24 protein-coding genes, 1 tRNA gene and 1 pseudogene are annotated in these 26,167 nt (G+C 59.9%); 11 read left to right on the plus strand and 15 right to left on the minus strand.

Annotated elements, in window-relative coordinates; translation table 11 throughout:
• Window positions 1-579: 579 nt before the first annotated feature.
• The 5 genes and pseudogenes from PHT20_RS05790 to PHT20_RS05810 all read left to right on the plus strand — a co-directional run.
• A pseudogene (locus PHT20_RS05790) lies at window positions 580-4,332 on the plus strand (excinuclease ABC subunit A); the annotation flags it as partial.
• Between the two features lie 48 nt (window positions 4,333-4,380).
• Window positions 4,381-4,623, plus strand: a complete 243-nt coding sequence (locus PHT20_RS05795; RefSeq protein ID WP_300083141.1) for an AbrB/MazE/SpoVT family DNA-binding domain-containing protein — start codon at window positions 4,381-4,383, stop codon at window positions 4,621-4,623.
• Window positions 4,620-5,141 carry a type II toxin-antitoxin system VapC family toxin gene (locus PHT20_RS05800; protein ID WP_300083139.1) on the plus strand — a complete coding sequence of 174 codons (522 nt, stop codon included), beginning with the start codon at window positions 4,620-4,622 and terminating at the stop codon, window positions 5,139-5,141. The genes PHT20_RS05795 and PHT20_RS05800 overlap by 4 nt, the downstream gene beginning before the upstream one ends.
• Before the next feature lie 65 nt (window positions 5,142-5,206).
• Window positions 5,207-6,256: a histone deacetylase family protein gene (locus PHT20_RS05805; RefSeq protein WP_301019805.1), complete on the plus strand. Its 1,050-nt coding sequence runs from the start codon at window positions 5,207-5,209 to the stop codon at window positions 6,254-6,256.
• Between the two features lie 188 nt (window positions 6,257-6,444).
• Entirely contained in the window at window positions 6,445-7,221 is a 777-nt protein-coding gene (locus PHT20_RS05810) for a ParA family protein (RefSeq protein WP_300083135.1), read from the plus strand.
• A gap of 79 nt (window positions 7,222-7,300) precedes the next feature.
• On the opposite strand, the gene PHT20_RS05815 is transcribed toward PHT20_RS05810, so the two are convergent.
• The 9 genes from PHT20_RS05815 to ftsY form a co-directional block, all read right to left on the minus strand.
• The gene (locus tag PHT20_RS05815) at window positions 7,301-7,510 is read right to left on the minus strand and encodes a DNA gyrase inhibitor YacG (protein WP_300083133.1); all 210 of its coding nucleotides are present in this window, start codon (window positions 7,508-7,510) and stop codon (window positions 7,301-7,303) included.
• The gene (gene zapD / locus PHT20_RS05820) at window positions 7,507-8,262 is read right to left on the minus strand and encodes a cell division protein ZapD (protein WP_300083131.1); all 756 of its coding nucleotides are present in this window, start codon (window positions 8,260-8,262) and stop codon (window positions 7,507-7,509) included. The genes PHT20_RS05815 and zapD overlap by 4 nt, the downstream gene beginning before the upstream one ends.
• A gap of 14 nt (window positions 8,263-8,276) precedes the next feature.
• Window positions 8,277-8,903, minus strand: a complete 627-nt coding sequence (gene coaE / locus PHT20_RS05825) for a dephospho-CoA kinase (RefSeq protein ID WP_301019806.1) — start codon at window positions 8,901-8,903, stop codon at window positions 8,277-8,279.
• Window positions 8,904-8,907: 4 nt separating this feature from the next.
• Window positions 8,908-9,750, minus strand: coding sequence for an A24 family peptidase (locus PHT20_RS05830; RefSeq protein WP_301019807.1), 843 nt, complete (start codon window positions 9,748-9,750; stop codon window positions 8,908-8,910).
• Window positions 9,750-10,967, minus strand: coding sequence for a type II secretion system F family protein (locus PHT20_RS05835; RefSeq protein ID WP_301019808.1), 1,218 nt, complete (start codon window positions 10,965-10,967; stop codon window positions 9,750-9,752). The genes PHT20_RS05830 and PHT20_RS05835 overlap by 1 nt, the downstream gene beginning before the upstream one ends.
• 24 nt (window positions 10,968-10,991) lie before the next feature.
• Window positions 10,992-12,749 carry a type IV-A pilus assembly ATPase PilB gene (gene pilB, locus PHT20_RS05840; protein WP_301019809.1) on the minus strand — a complete coding sequence of 586 codons (1,758 nt, stop codon included), beginning with the start codon at window positions 12,747-12,749 and terminating at the stop codon, window positions 10,992-10,994.
• A gap of 13 nt (window positions 12,750-12,762) precedes the next feature.
• Window positions 12,763-14,361 (minus strand): ATP-binding protein, encoded by a 1,599-nt coding sequence (locus PHT20_RS05845; RefSeq protein ID WP_301019810.1) that lies wholly within the window; start codon window positions 14,359-14,361, stop codon window positions 12,763-12,765.
• A gap of 84 nt (window positions 14,362-14,445) precedes the next feature.
• Window positions 14,446-15,738, minus strand: a complete 1,293-nt coding sequence (locus PHT20_RS05850; protein WP_301019811.1) for an Hsp70 family protein — start codon at window positions 15,736-15,738, stop codon at window positions 14,446-14,448.
• Window positions 15,735-16,898: a signal recognition particle-docking protein FtsY gene (gene ftsY / locus PHT20_RS05855; RefSeq protein ID WP_301019812.1), complete on the minus strand. Its 1,164-nt coding sequence runs from the start codon at window positions 16,896-16,898 to the stop codon at window positions 15,735-15,737. The genes PHT20_RS05850 and ftsY overlap by 4 nt, the downstream gene beginning before the upstream one ends.
• Window positions 16,899-17,098: 200 nt before the next feature.
• Here ftsY and PHT20_RS05860 point away from each other — a divergent pair, with 200 nt between their 5' ends.
• The 6 genes from PHT20_RS05860 (at window position 17,099) to PHT20_RS05885 (ending at window position 22,181) form a co-directional block, all read left to right on the plus strand.
• A complete protein-coding gene (locus PHT20_RS05860; protein WP_301019848.1) occupies window positions 17,099-18,382 on the plus strand; it encodes a pitrilysin family protein in 1,284 nt (427 codons plus the stop codon).
• Between the two features lie 43 nt (window positions 18,383-18,425).
• Window positions 18,426-19,844: a pitrilysin family protein gene (locus tag PHT20_RS05865; protein WP_301019813.1), complete on the plus strand. Its 1,419-nt coding sequence runs from the start codon at window positions 18,426-18,428 to the stop codon at window positions 19,842-19,844.
• Window positions 19,845-20,242: 398 nt separating this feature from the next.
• A complete protein-coding gene (gene rsmD, locus PHT20_RS05870) occupies window positions 20,243-20,872 on the plus strand; it encodes a 16S rRNA (guanine(966)-N(2))-methyltransferase RsmD (protein ID WP_300086827.1) in 630 nt (209 codons plus the stop codon).
• A 36-nt stretch (window positions 20,873-20,908) separates the two neighbouring features.
• Entirely contained in the window at window positions 20,909-21,403 is a 495-nt protein-coding gene (gene coaD, locus PHT20_RS05875; protein ID WP_300086824.1) for a pantetheine-phosphate adenylyltransferase, read from the plus strand.
• Window positions 21,404-21,422: 19 nt separating this feature from the next.
• Window positions 21,423-21,878, plus strand: a complete 456-nt coding sequence (locus PHT20_RS05880; protein WP_300086821.1) for a universal stress protein — start codon at window positions 21,423-21,425, stop codon at window positions 21,876-21,878.
• Window positions 21,879-21,926: 48 nt separating this feature from the next.
• Complete coding sequence (locus PHT20_RS05885; protein ID WP_300086819.1) at window positions 21,927-22,181, plus strand: YfhL family 4Fe-4S dicluster ferredoxin; 255 nt, start codon at window positions 21,927-21,929, stop codon at window positions 22,179-22,181.
• 43 nt (window positions 22,182-22,224) lie between these two features.
• Here PHT20_RS05885 and PHT20_RS05890 read toward each other — a convergent pair whose 3' ends face one another.
• The 6 genes from PHT20_RS05890 to ispE all read right to left on the minus strand — a co-directional run bounded on the left by PHT20_RS05890 (window position 22,225) and on the right by ispE (window position 26,144).
• The gene (locus PHT20_RS05890) at window positions 22,225-22,677 is read right to left on the minus strand and encodes a hypothetical protein (protein ID WP_301019814.1); all 453 of its coding nucleotides are present in this window, start codon (window positions 22,675-22,677) and stop codon (window positions 22,225-22,227) included.
• Entirely contained in the window at window positions 22,674-23,333 is a 660-nt protein-coding gene (pth, locus tag PHT20_RS05895; RefSeq protein ID WP_300086815.1) for an aminoacyl-tRNA hydrolase, read from the minus strand. Before pth ends, PHT20_RS05890 begins: the two co-directional genes overlap by 4 nt.
• A gap of 73 nt (window positions 23,334-23,406) precedes the next feature.
• Window positions 23,407-24,054 (minus strand): 50S ribosomal protein L25/general stress protein Ctc, encoded by a 648-nt coding sequence (locus PHT20_RS05900; RefSeq protein ID WP_300086813.1) that lies wholly within the window; start codon window positions 24,052-24,054, stop codon window positions 23,407-23,409.
• Between the two features lie 97 nt (window positions 24,055-24,151).
• Window positions 24,152-25,129 carry a ribose-phosphate pyrophosphokinase gene (locus PHT20_RS05905; protein WP_300086811.1) on the minus strand — a complete coding sequence of 326 codons (978 nt, stop codon included), beginning with the start codon at window positions 25,127-25,129 and terminating at the stop codon, window positions 24,152-24,154.
• Window positions 25,130-25,193: 64 nt separating this feature from the next.
• Window positions 25,194-25,270, minus strand: a tRNA-Gln gene (locus tag PHT20_RS05910).
• 40 nt (window positions 25,271-25,310) lie between these two features.
• Complete coding sequence (gene ispE / locus PHT20_RS05915; RefSeq protein WP_300086836.1) at window positions 25,311-26,144, minus strand: 4-(cytidine 5'-diphospho)-2-C-methyl-D-erythritol kinase; 834 nt, start codon at window positions 26,142-26,144, stop codon at window positions 25,311-25,313.
• Between the last annotated feature and the right edge of the window lie 23 nt (window positions 26,145-26,167).

Below are 26,167 nucleotides of genomic sequence, written 5' to 3' on the forward strand. Positions count from 1 at the left end.
GTCGAGATGCAGTTTTTAAGCGACGTGTACCTGCGTTGCCCGGACTGCGATGGCAAACGCTACCGCCCGGAAATCCTGGAAATCACGATTGAGCGCAGTGGAGCAGAAATGGGGTCAGATCCCAATTCGGGTTACAGCCTCTCGCAAAAACCTGAACGCCGTCCCGAATTGGGCTCTGACCCCAGTTTTGCGGAGCCAGTTAAAGCTAATGCTGATGTGGAGGTGGCTTTAACCCGCAGCGCACGCGGGATTTCTGAACAGTTGAGGACAGAGCTAAAGGTCTGTCCCGCAAGTCTCAATGACGCGGATGTCCCCCGGTCCGGGCTGCGCCCGAGCCTCCCCCTTGATTCCGCTACGTCAGACACCCCACGCACGCCGCTAGACGGTGCTGGTCAGTCAACGCATAACTGGGCTGCAGATAAGCGCGGCGATAGCCAAAGAGCTGAAATGGGGTCAGATCCCAATTCGGGCTACATCGGCAAGCAAAACCACAACCGCATCACCGATTTGGCAAAACCCCAAGTCCAGGGCTCTGACCCCGTTTCTGCGGTGCCAGTTAAAACCACTGTCGTCAGGCACCTCAACGTCGCCGACGTTTTAGACCTGACCGTCAGCCAGGCCGCCGACCTGTTCCGCCACGACCGCGATGTCATCCGCGCGCTGCAACCGATCATCGACGTGGGTCTGGATTACGTCAAACTCGGCCAGCCCGTGCCCACGCTCAGCGGTGGTGAGGCGCAGCGCCTGAAACTCGCCGGTTTTCTTGCTGAAGCGGCCAAAACCAGCAGCGCCAGCCGCCAAGCTTTGGCGCGCAAGGGCACGTTGTTCATGTTTGACGAGCCCACCACCGGCCTGCACTTTGACGACATTGCCAAACTCATGCGCGCTTTGCGCAAACTGCAAGATGCCGGCCACAGCCTGCTGGTGATCGAGCACAACCTGGACGTGATACGCGCTGCCGACTGGCTCATCGACCTCGGCCCCGAGGGCGGCGATGCCGGTGGTGAGGTGGTGGCCTACGGCACGCCCGAAGACGTGATGCTGCACGCCACCAGCCACACCGCGCTGGCGCTGCGCGACTACGCCGCCCAAATGGGCGTGGTGCATGAGGTGCGCGAATTCGCCATGTCGCCAGCAGCCAGCCCTCACCCTAACCCTCCCCCAGCGGGGGAGGCAACGCCGGCTTTGGCGGTTGCTCCTTCCCGCCTTTGGGGGAAGGTTGGGATGGGGGCTTCGGCCACCCTAGCGGATCAAAAGCCATTCAATCATGCAACAGCGCAGCCAGCCACAAAGCTACTCTCAAATAGAGAGCTGTCTGCGCATATTCCATATGCGCTAGAGGCCAAAAACACCATACAAATCATCAACGCCCGCGAACACAACCTGAAAGGCCTGAGCGTCAACATTCCGCGCGGCCAGTTCACTGTGGTCACGGGGGTCAGCGGCTCGGGCAAGTCCACGCTGGCGTTTGACATTTTGTTCAACGAAGGGCAGCGGCGTTATCTGGAAAGCCTGAACGCCTATGCCCGCAGCATCGTGCAACCGGCCGGGCGGCCCGAGGTGGACGCGGTCTACGGCATTCCGCCCACGGTGGCGATTGAGCAGCGCTTGAGCCGTGGCGGGCGCAAAAGCACGGTCGGCACCACCACCGAAGTCTGGCATTTTTTGCGCCTGCTGTTTGTCAAACTCGGCACGCAGCACTGCATCCACGACGGCACGCCAGTGGCGCCGCAAACGCCTGAGCGCATAGCCGCCACGCTGCTGCGCGATTTCAAAGGTCAGCACATTGGCCTGCTCAGCCCGTTGGTGATGAACCGAAAGGGTGTTTACACCGAGCTGGCCGAGTGGGCGCGCCCGCGCGGTTTCACCCACCTGCGCGTGGATGGCGAGTTTTTGCCCACCACCGCGTTCCCGCGCATTGATCGGTTCAAAGAGCACACCATTGAGTTGCCGGTAATCAGCCTGGACGTGTTGCCAGACCAAGAAGCGCAACTGCGCGATGCGTTGGCACGGGCGCTGCAACATGGCAAAGGCGTGGTGCATGTGTTGAGCCATCTGGTTGGCTTGTCTGAGGCCATGCAAGCCGGTGCGTCCACGGCGGGCATTGGCCGCTTGAGTGTGTTTTCGACCCTGCGCGCCTGCCCGGTGTGCAGCACCAGCTATGCCGAGCTCGACCCGCGCCTGTTCAGTTACAACAGCAAACACGGCTGGTGTCCGGACTGCGTCGGCACGGGCGTGGCCCTGACGCGTGAACAGCGCAAGGTGTTTGACGATTCGGCGCGAGACGACGAGCAAAAAGGCCGCGAGCAGACCTTTGCCGAAGCCGATGTGGAAGATTTGGTTGATGCCGTGTGCCCCACCTGCCATGGCACGCGCTTGAACGCGACAGCGCGCGCGGTGCGGCTCAAATTGGGGTCGGATCCCAATTCGGGCTCAATTCGTATTCAAGAGTCTAGGTTTCTCACCGAATTGGCAAAACCCCAAGTCCAGGGCTCTGACCCCAATTTCCCCACCGAGGCCAAAAATGCCCCAACGATCACCGACCTGGCGCGCCTGAGCGTGAGCGACTTGCGCGCCTGGGTGCAGCGCTTGCAGTCCGGGGCGCGATTAAGCGCGCGCGAGGCTGGCATTGCGCGCGACCTGATTCCCGAAATTCTGGGGCGGCTGCAGTTTCTGGAACAAGTCGGCCTGGGTTACCTGACGCTGGACCGTGGCGCGCCCACCTTGAGCGGTGGCGAGGCTCAGCGCATCCGCCTGGCCGCGCAACTGGGCAGCAACCTGCAAGGCGTGTGCTACGTGCTCGACGAGCCCACCATTGGCCTGCACGCGCGTGACAACCAGATGCTGCTGGGCGCGTTGCAAACTTTGAGCGACCAGGGCAACACCCTGGTGGTGGTGGAGCACGACGAGGACACCATTCGCCATGCCTCTCACATCATCGACATTGGCCCCAGCGCTGGCAAACGCGGCGGGCAGCTGGTGGCGCAGGGTTCGGTGGCCGACATTGCGGCAGCGCCCGATTCGCAGACCGGCCGCTACCTGCTGCACGCCATGCGGCATCCGCTGCAGCCCCGGCGCAGGGTGTTGAATGATATGAATTCAATAGCTGCTTGCACTTTATTATCAAGGGCTAGATGCCAAAATGACGCTTTAAAACGTGAGGCGGTAGTGAATTTGGGGTCGGATCCCAATTTCGCCCAAAAGCCTTTGAAAAAAACCAAAGCGTCATCGAAATTGGGCTCTGACCCCAAGTTCACGGACCACGAAGTACAGCAGTGGCTGACCGTACACAACGCCTCCCTGCATAACCTGCAGCACGTCACCGCCCACATCCCCCTCAAGCGCTTGGTCGCCATCACTGGTGTCAGCGGCTCGGGCAAATCCACCCTGGCGCGTGACGTGTTGCTGGCCAACGTGCACACCGCCGTGCAAAAGCGCAGTACCAAAGCGGGTCGGGACGCGCTCGATGCCGGTGAGGCCATCGCCTGGGTTGGCTGTGACAGCGTCACCGGGTTTGAAGCTGTAGACCGCGTGCTGGAAGTGGACCAAACCCCCATCGGCAAAACGCCGCGCAGTTGCCCTGCCACTTACATCGGCTTCTGGGACACCATCCGCAAGCTGTTTGCCGACACGCTGGAAGCCAAAGCGCGTGGCTACGCCGCCAACCGCTTCAGCTTCAACACCGGCGCGGGCCGCTGCCCCAGTTGCGAAGGGCAGGGCATCCGCACCATTGGTATGAGCTTCTTGCCCGACGTGAAAGTGCTGTGCGAAACCTGCAAGGGCGCACGCTTCAACCCCGAGACGCAGGCGGTGACCTGGCGCGGCAAAAACATTGGTGACATTTTGCAAATGGAAGTCGATGAAGCGGTGGACTTTTTTGCCGCCATGCCCAACATCAGCCACCCGCTGCAATTGTTGAAAGACGTGGGTCTGGGTTACCTGACGCTGGGGCAACCCTCGCCTACCCTGAGCGGTGGCGAGGCACAGCGCATCAAGCTGGTCACAGAGCTTTCCAAAGTGCGTGATGACATCACCCGCCGTGGCCAGAAAGCCCCGCACACGCTGTATGTGCTGGACGAGCCCACGGTGGGTCTGCACATGGCGGACGTGGAAAAACTCATCAAGGTGCTGCACCGCCTGGTGGACGGCGGCCACAGCGTGGTGGTGATCGAGCACGACCTGGACGTGATCGCCGAGGCCGATTGGGTGCTGGACTTGGGGCCCGACGGTGGCAACGCCGGTGGCCGCGTGGTGGCGGCTTGCCCGCCTGAACAGGTGGTGGCGCAGGGCACGCACACCGGGGTAGCGCTGCGGGCGGTGCTGGCGCGTTGACCCTCTTTGGTTCATGCAGTAAGATTCTTACAAATAGGAGTAAGAATCATGAAAATCACCAGCAAAGGCCAGGTCACCATTCCCCAAGCGGTGCGTGAGCAGGCGGGCATGCACCCGGACAGCAACGTGGAGTTTGTGGTGCGCGACAACGGCGAGGTGCTCATTCGCCTGGTTGAACCTGCACCGGTGGTCACGGTGCGCCAAGCCTTTGAGCGGGTGCGGGGCAGTGCCAATGCCAGTGCGTTCAAAGGCATGGGCACAGACGAATTCATGGCGTTTTTGCGCGGATGAGCACGTTCACCCGCGTTTCTCCCAAGGGCTTGGCCGGAGCCGAATCAGACAGCGGCAGCGCTGGCCAAGCCCAAGTGCGCGAACCGAGCGCACGTTATTTGCAGCGGCCACCGCCACGGGCAACTTTGGTGGACAGCTGTGTGCTGATTGATGTACTGGCCGATGACCCGGCCTGGGCGGACTGGTCACTGGCGCAGCTTGAGCACTGCGCCGGTGCAGGCGCGCTGGTCATCAACCCGATCATCCTGGCCGAAATCAGCCCGCGGTTTGAGTGTGTGAATGATCTGGAGGCGGCGCTGGTGGGTTTGCCCCTGGTGCGTGAGGCCTTGCCGTGGGATGCAGCGTTTTTGGCCGGGCAGGCGTTCAAGGCCTACCGCCACTTGCAGGGCACCAAAACATCACCCATGCCAGACTTTTACATTGGCGCGCACGCCCTGGTGGGGCAAATGCAGCTGCTCACGCGGGATCGTGCGCGGTACAGCAGTTACTTTCCACGCTTGGCGTTGGTTGCGCCTTGAGTTTCAAAATGCTAGTTAAGTTGTAGCTGTTTAAGCATATAAATAAAGGGCTAGAGGCCAAAATCATGCATATTTTTTACAACCATCAGCACGCCTTGCACCAAGGCAAAGTCGAGATGTTTCGCGGCGAACTGGTGCCGTGTTTTGAAGTGCCCGCGCGTGTTGACCATGTGCTGGCCGAGCTGCAACGCCGCCGCTTTGGCACGCTGCAAGCGCCGCAAACTTTTGACGACGCGGTGCTGGCTCGCATCCACAGCCCGCGCTACCTGGATTTTTTGCAGCATGCCTGGGACGAATGGGTGGCGCTGGACGCAGCCAACGCCGCGCGTGACGCACTGCCTTCGGTGTGGCCGGTGCGCACCCTGCGCAGTGACGTGTTGCCAGCCAATTTTGCGGCGCGCTTGGGGCTATTTTCGATGGATGCCGGTTCGCCCTTGACCTCTGGCACCTGGGCCGCAGCGCGCGCCGGGGCCGATTGCGCTTTGAGTGCCGCCAGCCATGTGGCGGCCGGTGCACGCTCTGCCTTTGTCCTGACGCGTCCGCCGGGTCACCACGCCGGAGCCGATTTTTTTGGCGGCTATTGTTTCTTAAACAACGCCGCGCTGGCCGCGCAGCAGCTGCGTGACCAGGGCGCGGCGCGGGTGGCGGTGCTGGACCTGGACTACCACCACGGCAACGGCACGCAAGCCATTTTTTATGAACGCGCTGACGTGTTTTTTGCCAGCATCCACGGCGACCCGCACACCGAATACCCGTTTTACCTGGGCTATGCCGACGAGCGGGGTGCGGGGTCGGGCTTGGGCTTTAACCGCAACCTGCCGCTGCCGCGCGGCACGGACTTTGCTGTGTGGCGGCAGGCGCTGGCCGCTGCGTTGCAAGACATCCAAGCCTTTGGCGCGCAGGCGCTGGTGGTGTCGCTGGGCCTGGACACGTTTGCCGGCGACCCGATCTCAGGGTTCAAGCTCGCCAGTAACGACTACCTGCGCGTGGGGGAAGACCTGGCGCGTGCCGGTCTGCCCACGGTCTTGGTGTTTGAAGGTGGCTATGCGGTGGCTGAGGTAGGGGTCAACGCGGTGAATGTGTTGCAGGGTTTCATGCAAACGTCAAAACCATAAAAACCAGGACTTACGCAAAACCGCCCCAGCGTTGTTACCCTGACTTGCCGTACGCTTGTACTGTCTGCGTCGGGGCGCCTAGCCTCGCTACGCCACAGCACGGTGGCGCTGAAGTTGTCAGCCACAATGGTGGCTTTACACCGACCCCGTTTGTATTGTTCTGTGGCTTGCCCAAAAGGAGTTTTTTTATGCCCATTGTTGTGTTTAACCAAAAAGGTGGCGTTGGCAAGTCCACCATCACCTGCAACCTGGCCGCCATCAGCGCCAGCCAGGGGCTGCGCACGTTGGTGATTGACCTGGACCCGCAAGGCAACTCCACCAGCTATTTGCTGGGCGGTACGGCCACCGACGACCAGCCCACCGTAGCGGGCTTTTTTGAGCACACCTTGAGCTACAGTTTCAAGAGCATTCCACCGACAGATTTTGTGCGCTCCACACCGTTTGAGAACCTGGATGTGATGCCGTCGAGCGCGGCCTTGAGTGAGTTGGTGGTGAAGCTGGAGTCGCGCCAAAAAATCTACAAATTGCGCGAGGCATTGGCGGAGTTGGCGCAAACCTACGACCGCATTTACATCGACACCGCCCCGGCGCTGAACTTCTACACCCGCGCTGCGCTGATTGGTGCCACGGGGTGTTTGATTCCGTTTGATTGCGACAGTTTTTCGCGCCAGGCGCTCTATGCGCTGCTGGACAATGTGCAAGAAATTCGTGCTGACCACAACCCGGCGTTAGAGGTGGAGGGGATTGTGGTGAACCAGTTTCAGGCGCGCGCCAATTTGCCCCAGCGCATGGTGGCCGAGTTGATTGAAGAAGGTTTGCCGGTGCTGCAGCCCTATCTGCCCAGCTCGGTGAAGATTCGTGAGTCGCATGAGCTGGCGCAGCCCATGATTTACCTCGACCCCAGCCACAAAATCACCCAAGCCTTTGTCGCACTGCATGATGCACTGCGCTCAAAGTCTGTTTGATTGCTATTGAATAAAGAGCTATCTAAACTTATTTGACGGGTTCTAGAGGCTTATTTGCCTTGCGGTTTAGGCGTTGATGTTAGCCTGCTGCACCCGCAGCCAAATCATCGTCTGGCGGGACATCGGGCAGGCTGAACTGCTCGCTGGCCCAGGCACCCAAGTCCATCAGCTTGCAGCGCTCGCTGCAAAACGGGCGAAAACGGTTGCTGGGGGCGTAAATGCTGTCGCCGCCGCAACTGGGGCAGCGCACCAGTTTGAGCACCGGCACATCATCAGGCAGCGGGCTCATGCGCACAACGCCAGTTCAAACGGAATGTCTTCAGCTGCCGCATGTGGGCGGTGGTCATCGCCCAAGCGCAACATCCGAATCGACACCAGCAGGCGGTTGCCGCTGATCTCGGGCGTCACATCCAGTTGCTGGTCGAGCGCCAGGCGCAGCAGCAAAAAGGTGCGCCCTTGTGGCAGGTTTTGCTGAAATTGCCCGGCTGTCGCCATCACTTTTTGTGGCGCGCCAGAGTCGCGCAGCAAGCGCAGCAGCAGGTGCACCGCTTGGGTCAATGGGGTCAGGGTGCTGACCCATTGCGCAAGCTCGCTTTGGCGGTGCACGCCGGTTTTGTGTTGCCAGGCGTAGTAGGCCGGCAGGTCAAATTCACAGGTGCCACCCGGAATGCTGATGCGGCTGCGAATGCTCATCAGCCAATCGTTCTCAAGCAAGCTTTGGCCAGCTTTGCCGGTGAGGTTGTTCATGGCTTCAAGGGCGCTGGCCAGCTCGGCTATCACTTGTTCAAGCGCGGCCTCGGCAATGGCGGGGTTGCCACGGTAGCCCTCGAGCTGGTGTTTTTGGCGTTCTAGGTCTTTGAACAGGTCAGACTTCAGGTCGGGGCGGGCCGCCACGTCCATCAGTTCAAACAGGCTGACCAGTGCAAAGTGATGATCTAGCGCGTCCATGCGGGCGGCCAGCTGGTGCAGCCGCAGTGCCAAATGCTCCAGTCGCAAATAGGTGCGAATGCGTTCGTGCAGAGGGTATTCGTAAAGGATCACTGAAATGGCTTAGGTCAAAAATGTGAAGCCAATGATAGCTGCAAGCGTGCAAAAAACGCACTCACCTGGCAGGCCAATTCATCAAGCGTGATGCTGTCATTGAAGATGACTGCATCAGCCGCTTGCAGGCGCGCCGCCCGGCTGGCCTGGGTGGCCATGATGGCCTGCACCGCGGCGCGCTCCAGCCCACTGCGCGCCATGACGCGGCTGATTTGCGTCTCAGGCAGGCAGTCCACCACCAGCACCTGATCTACCTTGCCCCGCCAATGGGCAGATTCCACCAGCAGCGGCACGTCAAACACCAGGCAACGGTGACCCGCAGTTTGTGCGGCTTGCGCCAGGCGCGCGGTTTCGGCGCTGACCAGTGGGTGAATGATGGCCTCTAGTTGCTGTTTGGCTTGTGGGTTGGCAAACACCAGGTCGCGCATGTGGGGGCGGTTCAAGGCGCCCTCTGCGGTGATGAATGCTGCCCCAAACTGATGGCGAATGGGCTCGATGGCCAGCCCGTGCGGTGCGGTCAAGGTGCGCGAGATGGCATCGGCATCCAGCACCGCAGCTCCCAGCCCGGCGAGCAAGTTGGCTACGGTGCTTTTGCCACTGCCAATGCCGCCGGTCAGACCCAGTTGAAAGGCTTGCGCCATGGCGTTACAGCCCCAGGGTTTTGAGGATGGCGTTGGGGCCGGCCACCATGGCGGTCAAGCCGGCGCCAGCCAAAAAGGGGCCAAAGGGGATGTAGCCACCCTCGCGCAAACCGCTGGAAAATTTCATGGCAATGCCAGTGGCCGCGCCAATGACTGATGCCATCAAAATGATCGGAATCAGCGCCTGCCAGCCAAACCAGGCACCCAGCGCCGCAAACAATTTGAAGTCGCCAAAGCCCATGCCTTCTTTGCCCGTGGCCAATTTGAACGCCCAATACACCAGCCACAACGACAGGTAGCCGCCCACCGCACCCCACACCGACTCGGTCAGGGTGATGTGGGTAAGGTTCAGCGTGGTGGCGATCAAGCCCGCCCACAGCAGCGGCAGCGTCAGGGTGTCGGGCAGCAAGGTGGTGTCCCAGTCAATCATGGTCATGGCCAGCAGCGCCGCGCTAAAGCCGCACCAGGCCAAGCCATAGGCGTTGGCACCCCAGCGCCAACCGCAGTAGAAAAACAGGGCTGCGGTGGTCAGTTCGATCAACGGGTAGCGTGGGCTGATGCGGCTGTGGCACTGGCTGCATTGGCCGCGCAGCACCAGGTAGCTCAGCACCGGCACGTTTTCAAACCAGCGCAGTTGGTGGCTGCAGGCTTGGCAGCGCGAGCGTGGCGTCATCAGGTTAAAGGCTGGCTGCTCAGGCACTGGTTTGCCGTGCAAATCTGCACATTCGGCTTCCCACTGGGCTTGCAGCATGACGGGCAAGCGGTAAATGACCACGTTCAAAAAACTGCCAATCAGCAAGCCCAGCAGCCCCAGCAGGGCGGCCTCAAAACCTGGCGGAACCAGCATCACACCACCTGCCCGAGTTTGAAGATGGGCAGGTACATGGCCACCACAATGCCACCAATCACCGTGCCCAGAATCACGATGATGATGGGCTCCATCAGGCTGGAAATGCCGGCCACCATGTCGTCCACTTCAGACTCGTAAAAGTCAGCGGCTTTGCCCAGCATGTGGTCGATGGAACCTGACTCTTCCCCAATGGCGCACATTTGCAGCACCATGCTGGGAAACAGGTTGGAATTGGTCATGGCGGTGGTGAGCGCTGTGCCGGTCGAGACCTCTTGCTGAATTTTGAGGGTGGCCGACTCATAGACCCAGTTGCCTGCCGCGCCACCCACCGAGTCGAGTGCTTCCACCAGCGGCACACCGGCCGCAAACATGGTCGAGAGGGTGCGCGTCCAGCGGGCGGTGCAAGATTTGTCGACCAAAATGCCAAAAATGGGCATTTTCAGCAGCAGCCGATCCATCACCTGCTGCATCTTGACGTTGCGCCGCCAGGCCTGCATGAAAAAGTAAAAGCCGCCGCCAATGCCACCAAAAATCAGCCACCAATACTGCACAAAAATCTCGCTGATGGCAATCACCATCAAGGTCGGCGCGGGCAGGTCGGCACCAAAGTTGGCAAACACTTCTTTGAACGCGGGCACGACAAAAATCATGATCACCGCCGTGACCACAAACGCCACCACCAGCACCGAGATGGGGTACATCAGCGCGCTTTTGATCTTGGACTTCATGGCCTCGGTCTTTTCCATGTAGACCGCCAGCCGATCAAGCAGCTGGTCCAAAATACCGGCCGACTCACCGGCTTCGACCAGGTTGCAATACAGGTTGTCAAAATACAGCGGGTATTTGCGAAACGCCACACTCAGTGACGTGCCGGTTTCGACATCGGTGCGAATGTCGTTGAGCAGGCGCGTCACGCTGGGGTTGGGGTTGCCGCGCCCCACAATGTCAAACGCTTGCAGCAGCGGCACCCCGGCCTTCATCATGGTGGCGAGCTGGCGCGTGAAGATGGCCATGTCTTTGGGCTTGATGGCGCGCCCGGCGCTCATGCGGCGTTTCTTGACCTTGGTGGGCAGCACGCCTTGACGGCGCAGCGAGGCGGTGACCTGGTTTTCGCCGCCAGCGCGGATTTCACCGCGCACTTGTTTGCCGTTGCGGTCTTTGCCTTCCCATTCAAAGACAAATTCCTTGTTGGTGCTGGGTTTTTTGGTGGCCATAAGAAATAAGAAGGAAGGGTGGGACTATTGGTTGCTGACAGCCAGCACTTCGGCCACGGATGTTAGCCCCAGTTTGACCTTGTACAAACCGGCTTCACGCAGGCTGCGCACGCCTTCGCGCTTGGCTTGCTCGGCAATTTCAAGGGCACTGCCATCGCGCAAGATGATGCGTTGAATTTCTTCAGTGATGGGCATCACCTGGTAAATGCCAACGCGCCCTTTGTAGCCGTTGTTGCAGGCACTGCAGCCCACCGGCTGGTAGGGTTTCCAGCTGCCGTCGAGCTCTTCGGGCTGAAAACCAGCCTCAAGCAGGGCTTTGGCAGGAATCTCAACCGGTTTTTTGCAGTTGGGGCACAAGCGCCGCGCCAGCCGCTGGGCGGTGATCAAGATCACGCTGGAGGCAATGTTGAACGGGGCAATGCCCATGTTGCGCATGCGGGTGAGCGTGGTGGGGGCGTCATTGGTGTGCAAGGTCGAGAGCACCAGGTGACCGGTTTGCGCGGCTTTGATGGCAATGTCGGCGGTGTCAATGTCGCGAATTTCACCGACCATGATGATGTCGGGGTCTTGCCGCAAAAACGACTTGAGGGCGGCGGCAAAGGTCAACCCGGCTTTGTCATTGACGCTGACCTGGTTGACCCCCGGCAGGGTGATTTCGCACGGGTCTTCGGCGGTGGCAATGTTCACGCCGGGGTTGTTGAGCAGGTTCAGGCAGGTGTAGAGCGACACGGTTTTGCCAGAGCCGGTGGGGCCCGTGACCAAAATCATGCCGTAAGGGCGGTTGATGGCTGAGAGCAGTCGCTCTTTTTCAACCGGCTCGTAGCCCAGTGCATCAATGCCCAGCTTGGCGCTGCTGGGGTCCAAGATACGGATCACGATTTTTTCACCAAACATGGTGGGCAGGGTGCTGACGCGGAAGTCAATCACGCGGTCAGGGTCAATCTTGAGCTTCATCTTGCCGTCTTGCGGCACGCGCTTTTCGGAGATGTCCATTTTGGAGATCACCTTGATGCGCGACGCCAGTTTGTCTTTGATGGCCACGGGCGGCGAGGCCACTTCGCGCAGCTCGCCGTCAATGCGAAAACGCACCCGGTAGTTGTGCTCATAGGGCTCAAAATGCAAGTCTGAGGCGCGCATGCTGAAGGCATCGACCAGCATTTTGTGCAAAAACTTCACCACCGGCGCGTCGTCTACCTCAGAGGTGGCCGACGCGGCATCGGCGGCTTCGGCGGTGGGGAGGTCATCAAACTCAAAGTCATCGCCCACAATGCTGTCAATGGACTCGGTGGCTGAGGCGGTGCTGACTGAGACCAGCTTGAGCAGTTTGTCGTATTCGGCAATCACCCAGTCGATGTTGAGCTGGGTGGCAAATTTGATTTTTTCAACCGCTTGCGAATCCGCTGGGTCGGCTGTGGCCACCACCAGCCGGTTTTGACGTTTGGCCAACGCCACCACCCGAAAGGTCTGGCTGATTTTGCTGTCCAGCAAGCCTTTGGGCAGGCGCAGCGGGTCGACTGCACTCAAGTCAATCAGCGGGGCCGCAAAAGCCACCGACATGGTGTGCGCCAGGTCGGCTGCTGACACCGCACCAGAGCCTGTGAGCTCGGCAATGAAGCTGGTGCGGTTGGCTTGCGATTTGGCAAACAGGGTTTCGGCTATTTTTTGATCCAGCTTGCCAGCCATGACCAGGGTGCGACCCAAGCCCGGCAGGGCGCTGCTGGCATCGGTGGACGGTGCGCTGGTGACGGTATTGGAGTGAGGGGAGGTTTCAACGGCTGCCATGGCTGGGAATGTACTACGCTTGGGTCTCAAGGGGTTCAGGACGATGGGTTGGCAAGGTCACCCGCAAAGTGCTGCCTTGGCCGGGTTGGCTGTGCCTGACTTCAATGCGGCCGCCGTGTGCACGCACCAGCTCGTAGGCTTGGCTCAAGCCCAGGCCACTGCCTTGTCCGACAGCGCGGGTGGTAAAGAAAGGCTCAAAAATGTGGGGCACCACCTCAGGCGGCATGCCACAGCCGGTGTCAGACACTTCAAACCAGACTTCTTGCGCCTCACAACCGCTGCGCAGCGTGATGCGCCCGGGCGCGCTGAGGGCTCGCGCCGCGTTGTCCAGCAGTACACCCGCCACTTGGCTGAGGTGTGCTGCCACACCGGGCACCTGCGGCAGCGCCGCCCATTCGCACACCACTTCAGCGTGTGGGCCGAGTTGTGGCCGCAGCAACGCCAGGGTATGCGTCAGCATCTCATTCAGGTCAAGCCATGGGCTGGTTTGGGTATCGACCGAAGCCACCGCGCGCAGCTGGCCGACCAGCGTTTTGATGCGTGCCAGACCACCTTCAGACTCTTGGAACAAATCGGCGACATCCGCTTGGATGAAATCAAAATCAGCCTGTGCAAAATCGGCTTCAGTGGCCAGTCCGGCACGGCTGCGCGTGGCCAGTGCCAGCAGTTGGGCGGTGTAGTCCTTGAGGGTGGCCAGATTGGAGGTGACAAAGCCCACCGGGTTGTTGATTTCATGGGCCATGCCAGCCGCCAGTTGCCCCACAGAAGCCATTTTTTCGGCCAGCAGCAGCTGCCGCTGCGACGCACTCAACGCTTCGGCCTTTTGAATCAGGTCGAGCCAGCGCTGGCGCAACAGCTCCAGCAGCGCCCAGCCGCCAAGCGCCACCAGGGCAAAGATCAGCAGGTACATCCAGGCGTCTTCTTTGAGGTGCGTTTGTGTGGCCTGCAACATGGGCGCGTAGGGTTGCGAGACGCTGATGCCACCGCGCACATCGCCCACCTGGTAGCCCTGCTTGGCGTGGCAGGCCATGCAGCTTTGCTGCACTTTCAAGGGCGCCATGTAGCGCAGTTGCAGGCCGCGCTCGCTGGGCTCAAGGGTGGTGGCCTCGCGCGCGCCATGCTCAAACGTCGCCAGTGCCAGCCGCTCCCACGGGTCTGCGCTGTTTTCAGGACGCAGCGGGCGCAGGCTGGTGAGGCGAAACACCGCACCGGTTTGACCATTGGCAATGGCGGCAATCAGCCGGGTCATGTAGGCGGGGTTGATTTTGGTCAGTGCCAAGCCACTGGTGGTGACCACGTCGCGCTGTGGGTCTTCAAGGTAAGGGTTGGGCGGGGTCTGGGGGGTGATGGGCACATACACGCCGCCGTGGCTGGCGTTCCACGTGCGCGTGAGCACCACCATTTGAAACATGTGGCGCGCACCTTCCAAGGCCACCGTCATGCTTTGCGCACGCAGGCTAAGGCTGTGGACATAAAACGCAGAGCCCACCACCACCCCCCACGCACACAGCAGCAGCCACCAGCGCCGCCCTTGCAGTACCGTGGGCAAGCCGGGCAAGGCTGGCGCGTCCAGCGTGTTGTGGGGGGTGGGGCGAGCGGTTCGGGCGGGCATCTGCAGACGGGTCAGTTGGTTATGAGCAAATTATGCCTCTAGCGCTTATGATTCATGCCCAAATAGCTATTAAATAAATAGCTTTTAAGCGTTTGCAGCCGCCCAGGCCAAGCCATTGGCGACGCCGCCGAAGCGGTCGCCGTGCACCAGCTGGGCAGCGGGAAAGGCGTGTTGCAATTGCGCCACCAATGGCTGCAGCGCCGATGACCCGCCGGTGAGATAGAGCACTTCAGGAGCCTGCGCACCCGCTTGTGCTACACACGCCAGCGCGCAGGCCGTGATGGCGCTCAACGGCTTGTGCAGCAGGGTGGGCAACACGGCTGGGTCAAGCTCGGCCTGAGCTGTGGCCAATGCGTCAGCGGCGTACAGATTCGCAAAGTGGATGGCTTGCCGCTGCTGGCTCTCAGAGCAGGCAATTTTGGCTTGCTCCACCAAGGCCAGTAACTGGTGCCCCAAGCGCTGCTGCAGCACCTGCAGCAAGCGCTGGTGCATGGCGGGGTTGGCGTAGTCACGCCACAGGTCGCGCGCCTCGGCCAGTTTTTGGCGGCTGCTGGCATGGTGCACCAAATGCCAGGTCGAGAGTTCGTAAAAAATGCGGTTGGGCAGCTCGCGCCCGCTGGGGGTGCGCTGACCGTAGCCCAGCAGCGGCATGATGCAGCCCAGGTCGAGCAGGCGGTCAAAGTCGGTGCCACCCCAATGGATGCCGCTGGTGGCCAAAATGTCTTGGCCACGCGGCCGCTGTGGGCTGGGGTGGGCATGTAACTGCATCAGGGTGAAGTCTGAGGTGCCCCCGCCAATGTCTACCACCAGCACGCGTGTGTCTTGCGTCAAGCGGCGCTCAAAGTCAAAGGCGGCGGCAATCGGCTCCAGTTGAAACTGCACCTGCTCAAAGCCGGCGGCGTGGGCGGCGCGCTGCAAGGTGGCTTGCGCCAGGGCATCGCGCTCGGGGTTGTCGTCGACAAAGTGCACGGGTCGTCCCAGCATGGCGGCATGCAGCTCGGTGCCCAGTTGGGCTTGGGCGCGGCGTTTGAGCTCGCGCAAAAACATCACCACCACCTCGAAAAAGCTGATTGAGCGACCGTTGACCACGGTTTGCTCGTCGATCAGTGCACTGCCCAGCAGGCTTTTGATGGCGCGCATCAGCCGCCCGGTGCCCAGGCCGTCTTGCACATCGGCCAAATACTGCTGCATGGCCGCGCTGCCAAAAGACACGTGCGCGTTTTCGCTGGAGAAATAGACCGCCGTGGGCATGGCGTTGCGCGGGGCTTCTAACGCAATTGGGTGCAGTTGCCCCTGTGCGTCAACGCAAGCTGCGGCCGAGTTGGAGGTGCCAAAGTCAATGCCCAGCACTGGGCTTGCCGTGCGTGCCAAGGTCAAGACAGCAGGGCTTGGGCAAATTCGCGGGCGTTGAAGGTTTCCAGGTCTTCAAGCTTTTCGCCCACGCCAATGAAGTACACCGGCACCGGGCGCTCGCGCGCAATGGCCGCCAGCACGCCGCCCTTGGCTGTGCCGTCAAGTTTGGTGACGATCAGCCCGGTGAGGCCGAGCGCATCGTCAAAGGCTTTGACTTGGGTGAGGGCGTTTTGGCCGGTGTTGCCGTCTATCACCAGCAGCACCTCGTGCGGGGGCAGGCTGCTGGCTGCGGTGTCGATGTGGGCGGGGTCGGTGTCGCTGCATGCGCCGGTTTTTTGCACCACGCGCTTGATTTTTTTCAGCTCTTCCATCAGGTGCAACTGGGTTGGCAAGCGGCCAGCGGTGTCGACCAGCACCACATCGCGCCCGCGAGCCTTGCCGGCGGTCACGGCATCAAAGGCCACGGCAGCAGGGTCGCCACCGTCTTGGCTGATGATGTCGACCGCGGTGCGGTCGGCCCACACACCCAGTTGTTCGCGTGCCGCGGCTCTGAAGGTGTCGGCTGCAGCCAGCAGCACGCTGGCGCCCGAGCCCGCCAAATGGCGCGTGAGCTTGCCAATGGAGGTGGTTTTGCCCGCCCCATTGACCCCGGTGACCATGATCACGGTCGGTTTGAAGCGGCCGATTTGCAGCGGTTTTTGCAGTGGCAACAGCAGGCTGGCCAAAGACTCCACCAGCAAGCCCTTGACTGCTGCGGGGTCGGTGGTTTTGGTTTCCTTGACGCGGCGCTTGAGGTCTTGCAGCAAGTGCTCGGTGGCCTTGACCCCGGTGTCGGCCAGCAGCAGTGCGGTTTCCAGGTCTTCGTACAAGGCCTCGTCAATTTGGGTGCCAGTGAACACTGCGGCAATGCCGGCACCGGTTTTGCGCAAACCGGCTTTGAGCTTGTCCATCCATGACTTGCGCGTGGCTGCGGGTGCCACAGGGGCGGGTTGGGCTGCGGGCAGGGGCGACGGGCTGGCGTGTGGCGCCAGCGCTGTGTCTGGTGCAGTGCTGGCAGCAGGGGCAACGGGCGTGTTGACCACTGGCGCGGGCACGGGCACGGGGGCAATGCTGGGCGCGGGCGCGGACTCAGGTGCGAGAAGAGGTGCCGGTGGCGGCGGTTTTTTTTTGAAAAAACTGAACATTTTGTGGTCAAGTGGTATCAGTGCATTCTATGAAACACAACACCACATTATCTTTTCGCCACGCTGCCTGCCTGGTGCTGGGTCTGGGCTTGGGTTGCGCCGCAGGGGCAACACCCGCAACCACGGCGCCGGTTGCGCCATTGCCGGTGGCTCCAACCCAGGTGCGGACAACGGCGGAACAATTTACCTTGGCCAATGGCATGACGTTGATCGTCAAGCCTGACCGGCGCGCCCCCACCGCGGTGCACATGCTGTGGCTGCGGGTGGGCGCCATGGACGAAGTTGACGGCACCTCGGGCGTGGCGCATGTGCTGGAGCACATGATGTTCAAAGGCACACCCAGCGTGCCTGCGGGCGAGTTTTCGCGCCGGGTGGCCGCTCTAGGTGGTCGCGAAAACGCCTTCACCAGCCGCGACTACACCGGCTATTACCAGCAAATACCCGCTGCCAAGCTGGAGCAAGTGATGCAGTTGGAGGCCGACCGCTTTGCCCATAACCAGTGGCCAGACGATGAATTCAAAAAAGAGCTGGAAGTGGTCAAGGAAGAGCGCCGCATGCGCACCGAAGACAACCCGCTGGCGCTGATGGGTGAAGCACTCAACGCCACCGCTTTTGTGGCCTCGCCCTACCGCCGCCCCATTGTGGGCTGGATGAGCGATCTGCAAGCCTTGAAGCCGCAAGATGTGCGCGACTTCTACCAGCGCTGGTACGTGCCCGCCAATGCCGCTGTGGTGGTGGCCGGTGACGTGGAGGTGAGCCAGGTCAAGGCCTGGGCGGAGAAATACTACGGCGGCTTGCCCGCCCGCGCTGTGCCTGAGCGCAAGCCGCGCGAGGAGCCGGCGCAAGTTGGCCTGAAACGCCTGGCATTCAAAGCCCCCGCCGAGCAAGCCAATGCCACCCTGGCCTACAAAGTGCCAGGCTTGCAACTGCGCCCAGGGGTGCCCACCGATGCCGACGCCCTGGCCTTGACGGTGCTGGCCGCGGTGCTGGATGGCTACAGCGGCTCGCGCCTGGAGCGCGCCCTGACGCAGGGCACCGACCGGGTGGCCGACAGTGCAGGCGCTTACAACGGTCTGTGGGGACGTGGTCCGCAGTTGTTCATGCTGATGGGGGTGCCCGCACCGGGCAAGACCGCCACCCAGGTGGAGGAGGCTTTGAAAGCGCAAGTGGCACGCATTGCCCGCGAGGGCGTGACCGCGGCGGAGTTGGCGCGGGTCAAAACCCAATGGGTGTCGTCAGAGGTCTACAAGCTCGATTCGGTCTTTAACCAAGCGCGTGAGCTGGGCACCCAGTGGGCGCAGGGCTTGGATGTGAATGCCGGTGAGCAGCTGATTGCGCAACTGCGTGGCGTGACCGCCGAGCAAGTGCAGGCGGTGGCGCAACGCTATTTTGGCGACGACGCCTTGACCGTGGCGCATTTGCTGCCCCAGCCCGTAGACAAAACCCGTAAACCGCGTCTGCCACTGGCAGGTGCGCGCCACTGACCCTTGTTTGATCCGACTGCATCCCGTTCTTTGAGGCTTTCTGATGACTCTTAAAAAAATAGCTGCTCACGCTTTCATATCAAGCGCCACAGCCTTATTTCTTATAAATTCTGCATGGGCTGCCATTCCCATTGAGCACTGGACGCAGCCCCAGGGTGCCCAGGTTTTTCTGGTGCAAAACCACGCCATTCCGATGGTGGATGTGCAGCTGGACTTTGACGCCGGCAGCCGCCGCGACCCCGCGTCTCAGGCCGGCTTAGCCACGGTCACGTCGGCCATGATGTCCAAAGGGCTGCAAGCTGGCACGGCCAGCGCCGAGCCTGCCATGGATGAAAACGCCTTGGGCGAAGCGTGGGCAGACCTGGGTGCCCATTTTGGCGGCCATGCCAGCACCGACCGCATGAGCTTTGCCCTGCGCTCCTTGGCTTACCCTGAGTTGCTGGCGCAGGCCGCGGCACTGGCTTCACGGCAGCTGGCGCAACCGGCCTTTCCGGCAGCGGTCTGGCAGCGTGAACGCGAGGCCATGCAAGCCTCCATCCGCGAGGCCAACACCCGCCCCGCCACGGTGGCCGGCCGAGCCTTCAACCAAGCCGTTTATGGGACACACCCTTATGGGTTTGAAGTCACGCCTGAGACCCTGGCCGCCATTGACGTGCGCGCCATGGCGGATTTGCATCAACGCAGCGTGCTGGCGTGCCGCGCCACCGTGACGGTGGTGGGGGCGGTGACCCGTGACCAGGCTGACGCACTGGTCAGCACGCTGCTGTCGCGCCTGGCACCTGCGCCCAAGCCCGCTTCAACCGGAGCCCACAGTTGTCCGGCGCTGCCCGCTGTGGCAGACATTGCGGCGCTGACGCAAGCCATTGAGTCGCGCTTGGCGTTTGATTCGGCCCAGGCGCATGTGCTGATGGGGCAACCTGGCTTCAAACGCAACGACCCCGATTTTTTGGCCTTGACGGTGGGCAACTACATTCTGGGTGGCGGTGGTTTTGTCTCGCGCCTGACCGAAGAAGTGCGTGAAAAACGGGGCTTGAGCTACAGCGTGTACAGCTACTTTGCCCCGGCCATGCACGCGGGCGCCTTCACCATTGGTTTGCAAACCCGGCCCGACCAGGCCGAGCAGGCCTTGCAAGTGGCGCGTGAGGTGCTGGCGCGTTTTGTCAGCGAAGGCCCCACTGAGGCCGAACTCCAGGCCGCCAAAGCCAATTTGATCGGTGGTTTTGCCTTGCGACTGGACAGCAACCGCAAGCTGCTTGACAACGTGGCCAACATCGCCTGGAACAAGTTGCCGTTGAATTATTTGGACACTTGGACACAGCATGTTGAGCAACTGACCACAGAGCAAATTCGTGCCGCTTTTGCGCGCAAATTGCAGCCGCAACGCATGGCCACCGTGGTGCTGGGTGCTGCTGCGGCTACACCTGCACCTGCAATATCTGTATCAACTGCAGTAACGCAGTGAATCAGCGAGATTCATTCGTCTCTTTGACTGGCTCAGCTTGGGTGAGTCTGACTCAACGTTGCTTTGGTGGCTCTGGCACGGCGCGGCGGCTGGGTCAGGTTCGTGCGGTTTTGGGGGCAAAACACGCGCGGGGCTGACGGCTCAGTGTGCCAGCACTGCTTGCGCGCGCCTTTGCCCCCAAAGCCCGGTCACCTGACCCAACCACCACGCCTTATCTGTGTGGATGGTGCGTTGTCAAATTACCAAAATTCATAGCTGCTTATGCTTATTGGATATGGGCTACAGGCTGTTTTCTTATAAATTTTAGAGCCCCAGTCGCCCTGCCGGGTTCTACCCTTAACTCTCCCTGAACGACAACTTGAGCAAGCTGCAACAGCGCATGTTTTAAGATCAGGCGCATGAACAAAGAACGCACACCCGTCAAGCCCCGCGTGCCTCGCATCAAGCGGGTGCAAAGCCACGAAATCCGCATCATTGGCGGGCAATGGAAGCGCACCAAATTGCAAGTGGCTGACAAGCCCGGCTTGCGCCCCACGCCCGACCGGGTACGTGAAACCTTGTTCAACTGGCTGGGTCAAGATTTGACCGGCTGGCGCTGCCTGGATGTGTTTGCTGGCACAGGGGTGCTGGGGTTTGAAGCGGCCTCACGCGGCGCCAAGCAAGTGCAACTGGTGGAGCACGATGCCGCTTTGGTGGCACAGCTCAAACAGGTGCAAACCCAGCTGCATGCCCATGAGGTGCAGATCACTCGGGGGAACGGCGTGGCGGTGCTGCGCCAGGCGCTGGCGGCCAGCCTGGATTTGATTTTTTTAGACCCGCCATTTGAATCCGATTTGTTTGCCCCGGCGGTGCAAGCGGCTGCCCAAGCGGTGTCGCCACGCGGCTGGATTTACCTGGAGGCTCCGGTGGCCTGGACGGCGCCCCAAGCGCAAGCCCTGGGGCTGCAACTGCACCGTCACTTGAAAGCGGGTATGGTGCATGCCCATTTGCTCCAGCGCGCCGAACCAGCCCCTGCAGTGGCGGGCTGATAATGACCGCTTGATGACTTCAGCTGTTTTTTCACCATGACGCATGACCTGATTGCCGTTTACCCGGGCACGTTTGACCCCATCACGCTCGGGCATGAAGACGTGATTCGTCGCGCTGCACAGCTGTTTGGGCATGTGATTGTGGCGGTGGCTGCCGGACACCACAAAAAAACCCTGTTCACGTTGCCTGAGCGCATAGAGATGACGCAGGAGGCCGTCAAACCCTATCCAGGGGTTCAGGTGGAAAGCTTTACCGGGCTGATGCGTGACTTTGTGGTGGCACGCGGCGCGCGTGCCATGGTGCGCGGCTTGCGCGCGGTGACTGACTTTGACTATGAATTTCAGCTCGCAGGCATGAACCGCAGCTTGATGCCTGATGTCGAAACTGTCTTTCTTACCCCGGGCGACAAGTACCAATTTATTTCCAGCACCTTTGTGCGTGAGATTGCCACGCTGGGTGGCGAGGTAGACAAATTTGTGTCACCTGCTGTGAATGCGCGCTTGCTGCACAAGGTGCGTTCGCCGTCCTGAAACAATTTTTGGAGAAAACATGAAGATTCTTTTGCCTTTTGATGGTTCAGCCGTGGCGCTGGACGCTGTTCGTTTTGCCATTCGCTTGGCGGGCGATGGGCTCACGACCCAGCTGGTGTTGGTGAATGTGCAAGAACCTGCCTCGTTGTACGAGCTGGTGGTGGCGCATGACCCGCAGATGATCGAGCAAGCCAGTGCTGCTGCGGGCGCTCACATTTTGCAAGCTGCCCAGCAATTGCTGGATGCCGCTGGCTTGCCGTATGAGACTGAGGTGGTCTCTGGTGACCCGGCGCACATGCTGGTCGACTGCCTTGAAAATCATGGCTGCGATGTGGTGGTGATGGGTGCCAGTGGCACCAGTGCACTGCGCAGCGCCTTGCTGGGCTCGGTCTCCAATGAAGTGCTGCACGCCGCGGGCGTGCCGGTGATGATCGTCAAGGGCGGTGACGAAGACAATGCTGAGGTCGCGGGTTAAGGCTCCTTTTTAAAATAGTCGCCTGTTTACTTGTTGGGAACGATTCACATGGCTTTGCTGATTACCGACGCCTGCATCAACTGCGATGTGTGTGAACCAGAATGCCCCAACGAGGCCATTTTCATGGGGCCTGAAATTTATGAAATCAACCCCCAAAAATGCACTGAATGCGTTGGCCATTTTGATGAACCACAGTGTGTGCAGGTGTGCCCGGTGAACTGCATTCCCGTGAACCCGCAGTGGGTGGAAAGTCAAGACACCTTGTGGGAAAAATACCGACAGCTCCAGGCCTCTGTGGCGTGACTGCCGGTTCTTGTGAGCTTGTGCAGCCACCCCGCGATCAAGCTCAAAATGTTGTGGTCACGGCCGTTTTTCTTGTCTTTTTGCTGACCTTTTTCTTCTCGCTACCGGGTATTTCAGCAATGAAGGCCTCCGGTTTTTTGCCAGGTTTTTTCAGCCGCTTCGGTGTGATCACGGTCATCTGTGGTTGCGGTGTGGGCAGTTGCGCTGCCACAGGTGTTTTCGCCGGGCTATTGACCTGTTTGGCCGCGATTTTTTCGTTGGCAAGGCGCATTTTTTCAAGTTGCCTGGCTTGCACGGCATCTTGTGATGCGGCACGGCGGGTTTGCGCTTGTTGCGCCGTGGTGCGCTCGTCACTCACATCCAAGGTTTGTCCGTTGGCGCACGGCGTGCTGCTGTAGCTGTTGCCGCATTTATAAACATTTTCGGCTGTGGCGCTTACGGAATAAGCACTGATAGCTATGAATAATGAAGTTAAAAAAGCACGGGTGAGCTTCATGGTTGAGCGTCTGGCTGCGGCGTGGCCTGGGTTGGCATGACCGTCGGGGGTGGCGCTGCAGGGCGTGCAGGCTTGGGACGGGGTGGTTTGCTGGTGTGGATCAGGCGTGTGGCTTCAGCCATGTCGTCAGCCATCAAAGCGGGCACGGCTTTGAGCGCACGGTCAATGGTCTGCTCTATGGCGATGCGGTGATCTGCTGAGGGTTTTTTGAGTACCCAGTGAATCACTTCAGCCTTGATGCCTGGGTGGCCAATGCCCAAGCGCAGTCGCCAATATTGGTCAGTGCCGAGTTGGGCATGAATGTCGCGCAGGCCGTTGTGGCCAGCGTGGCTGCCACCCAATTTGACTTTGGCCTCGCCGGGCGCAATGTCCAGCTCATCATGTGCCACCAAAATTTCCTGTGCTGGAATTTTGAAAAAATGAGCCAGCGATGCAACCGATTTGCCACTAAGGTTCATGAAGGTTTGAGGTTTAAGCAACCAGACACTTTGGCCATGCATGCTGGTGCGTGCCACCAGGCCGTGGAAGTTTTTGTCCATGACCCAACTGAGTTTGAGCTCTTTGGCCAGTGCGTCCATCCACCAAAAACCCGCGTTGTGGCGGGTGTGTTCATAGTCAGAGCCAGGGTTGCCCAAGCCAACAAAAAGTCGAATCATGGATGGATGATACAAAAATGGTAGACGAAAAAAAACGGCTCAAGATTGAGCCGTTTTTGAACTGATGAAAAGCTTATTTTTTGGCTTTAGCTGCGGGCTTGGCGGCTGGTTTGGCTGCGGCGTCTGCTGCAGGCGCTTCAGCGGGTGCGGGTTCGGCACCGGCTACAGCCACCACCGACACCACCACTGGGTTTTTGTCGCCACCGTGAATGACCACGCTGACACCCTTGGGCATTTCAATTTGTGCCAAGTGCAATGAGGCACCCTTGCGCAGGCCACTGAGGTCAACCTTGATGAATTCAGGCAGATCGCTGGGCAGGCAGAGCACATCAAGCTCGCTGATCACGTGGTTGGCAATGCAACCTTCGGTTTTGACAGCTTGTGAATTTTCGTCGCCGAAGAAGTGCAATGGCACTTTCATGTGCAGGCGTGTGGTGGCATCGACGCGTTGGAAGTCGATGTGCAACACGAGTTGCTTGAACGGGTGCATTTGCACGTCGCGCAACAACACGGGGCTCTCAGTGCCACCAATGTCCATGGTCAACACGCTGGAGTGAAACGCTTCTTTTTTCAGAGCGTGCCACAAGGCGTTGTGATCAACTTCGATCAGTTGTGGGGCAGTAGCGCCACCATAAACAATACCCGGTGTGCGACCGGTGATGCGCAGACGGCGGCTCGCACCCGTACCCTGCTTGGCTCGCTCAAAGGCGGTTAATTTCATGTTTGATACTCCAGAAAGAGTCCACCGCGACCAGTGTGACTCCGATTAAAAAAGCCAACCACCCCCGAGCGGGACGGTCGACAGCGATGGATTCTGATCAGAAAAGATTTTCCTGGTCAGAAAACAAACTCATCACCGACTTGCCTTTGGCTATGCGGCCAATGGTCTCAGCAATCAAGGGAGCTACATTGAGTTGCCTGATTTTGGGACACGCGGCAGCGGCAGCGCTCAAGGGGATGGTGTTGGTGACCACCACTTCATCGAGCGCGTCACCTTGGCTGATGCGATCAATGGCAGGGCCCGAAAAAATGGGGTGGGTGCAATAGGCGTAGACTTTTTTGGCCCCACGTTTTTTCAAAACCTCTGCGGCTTTGACCAACGTGCCAGCGGTGTCGATCATGTCGTCCATGACCACGCAGTTGCGGCCTTCAATTTCACCAATCACGTGCATGACTTCGCTGACATTGGCTTTGGGGCGACGTTTGTCGATGATGGCCAGGTCGCAACCGAGCTGTTTGGCCAAGGCGCGGGCGCGAACCACGCCACCCACGTCGGGCGATACCACAATCAGATCGTCGTAGTTTCTTTGCCTCAGATCACCCAACAACACCGGCGATGCGTAGATGTTGTCAACCGGGATATCAAAGAAGCCTTGGATTTGGTCGGCATGTAAATCCATGGTCAGCACGCGTGCCACGCCCACCGCTTGCAACATGTTGGCAACCACTTTGGCTGAAATCGGCACGCGGCTTGAGCGTGGACGACGGTCTTGGCGGGCGTAACCGAAGTAAGGAATCACGGCACTGATGCGCTCGGCTGATGCACGTTTGAGCGCATCGACCATGATCAGCAGTTCCATCAGGTTTTCGTTGGTGGGCGCGCAGGTGCTTTGCACCACAAACACGTCGCGGGCGCGGACGTTTTGTTTGATTTCAACGGTGACTTCGCCGTCTGAGAAACGGCCTACTTCGGCAGCACCCAGCTCTGTTTTGAGGCACCGGGCAATGTCAGAGGCCAGCGCGGGATTGGCATTGCCCGTAAAAACCATGAACTCAGGGGGTTGATCGGCTTGCATGAATATCCCAACTTGTTAGTTGCAGTGTGCGTTTTGGCTCAGTGAATGAGCCTGATTGAAAATTTGGCAGGGGAAGAAGGATTCGAACCTTCGCATGCTGGAATCAAAATCCAGTGCCTTAACCAACTTGGCGACTCCCCTACGCGGGTGAACCATGAGACATGGTTCACCGAAAACTTGCTCAATTAGCCCACCCAATCAACGGATGGCTAACCAAATTCTGACACTGCCTGACCTTAAACCCAGGCAGTTGTAGCTGGCTATGGTCAAGTAAGGTCTTCGCAAACACGGCACTTCCTGAACCAGTCATCCGGCCTTGGAGTCCGTGATTTTGTAGCCAAGACAAACCTTGACTGATTTCAGGACAAAGACCTTCAGCAACTGCTTGCAAGTCGTTGTTACCGAAGTCATATGCGTCTGCAGCGAAGCCTGAGATTATAGCGGGCTGTGTGTCCCTTTTTAAATTGGGGTGCGAAAAAATTTGTGCGGTGCTCAAGCCAACGTGTGGCTTGAGCACCAGAAACTGGGCGCTGGGGAGCTCAATGGGGGTGATGTGCTCACCAATACCGCTGACCCAGGCGTTTTGACCTTTCAAGAAGAAAGGCACATCGGCTCCGAGCTGCAACCCCAACGGGAGTAAATCAACCAGACCGAGATTGAGATGCCACAAACGGTTCAGTGCCAGCAGGGTGCTGGCCGCATCAGACGAGCCGCCGCCGAGGCCAGCCTGGGATGGGATGCGTTTTTCTATGGCAATGTGCACGCCGAGCGGCGTGGCACTGAGCGCCTGCAAGGCGCGCGCTGCACGCACCACCAAGTCATCTTGCGGGAGCGCGGTGCCTAAGTCTTCTCGGCTGATTTTTCCGTCTCCTCTGATTTCAAAGTGCAAGGTGTCACACCAGTCAATCAACATGAAAGCCGATTCAAGCAAGTGGTAGCCATCGGGTCTACGCCCCACAATGTGCAAAAACAGGTTGAGTTTGGCGGGGGCAGCCACGTCGTAGAGCGATTTCATGTCGATGAGGAGCAAGCGCTGGG

The organism is Rhodoferax sp. (genome assembly GCF_028715765.1).
In the GTDB taxonomy this organism is placed as follows: domain Bacteria; phylum Pseudomonadota; class Gammaproteobacteria; order Burkholderiales; family Burkholderiaceae_C; genus Rhodoferax.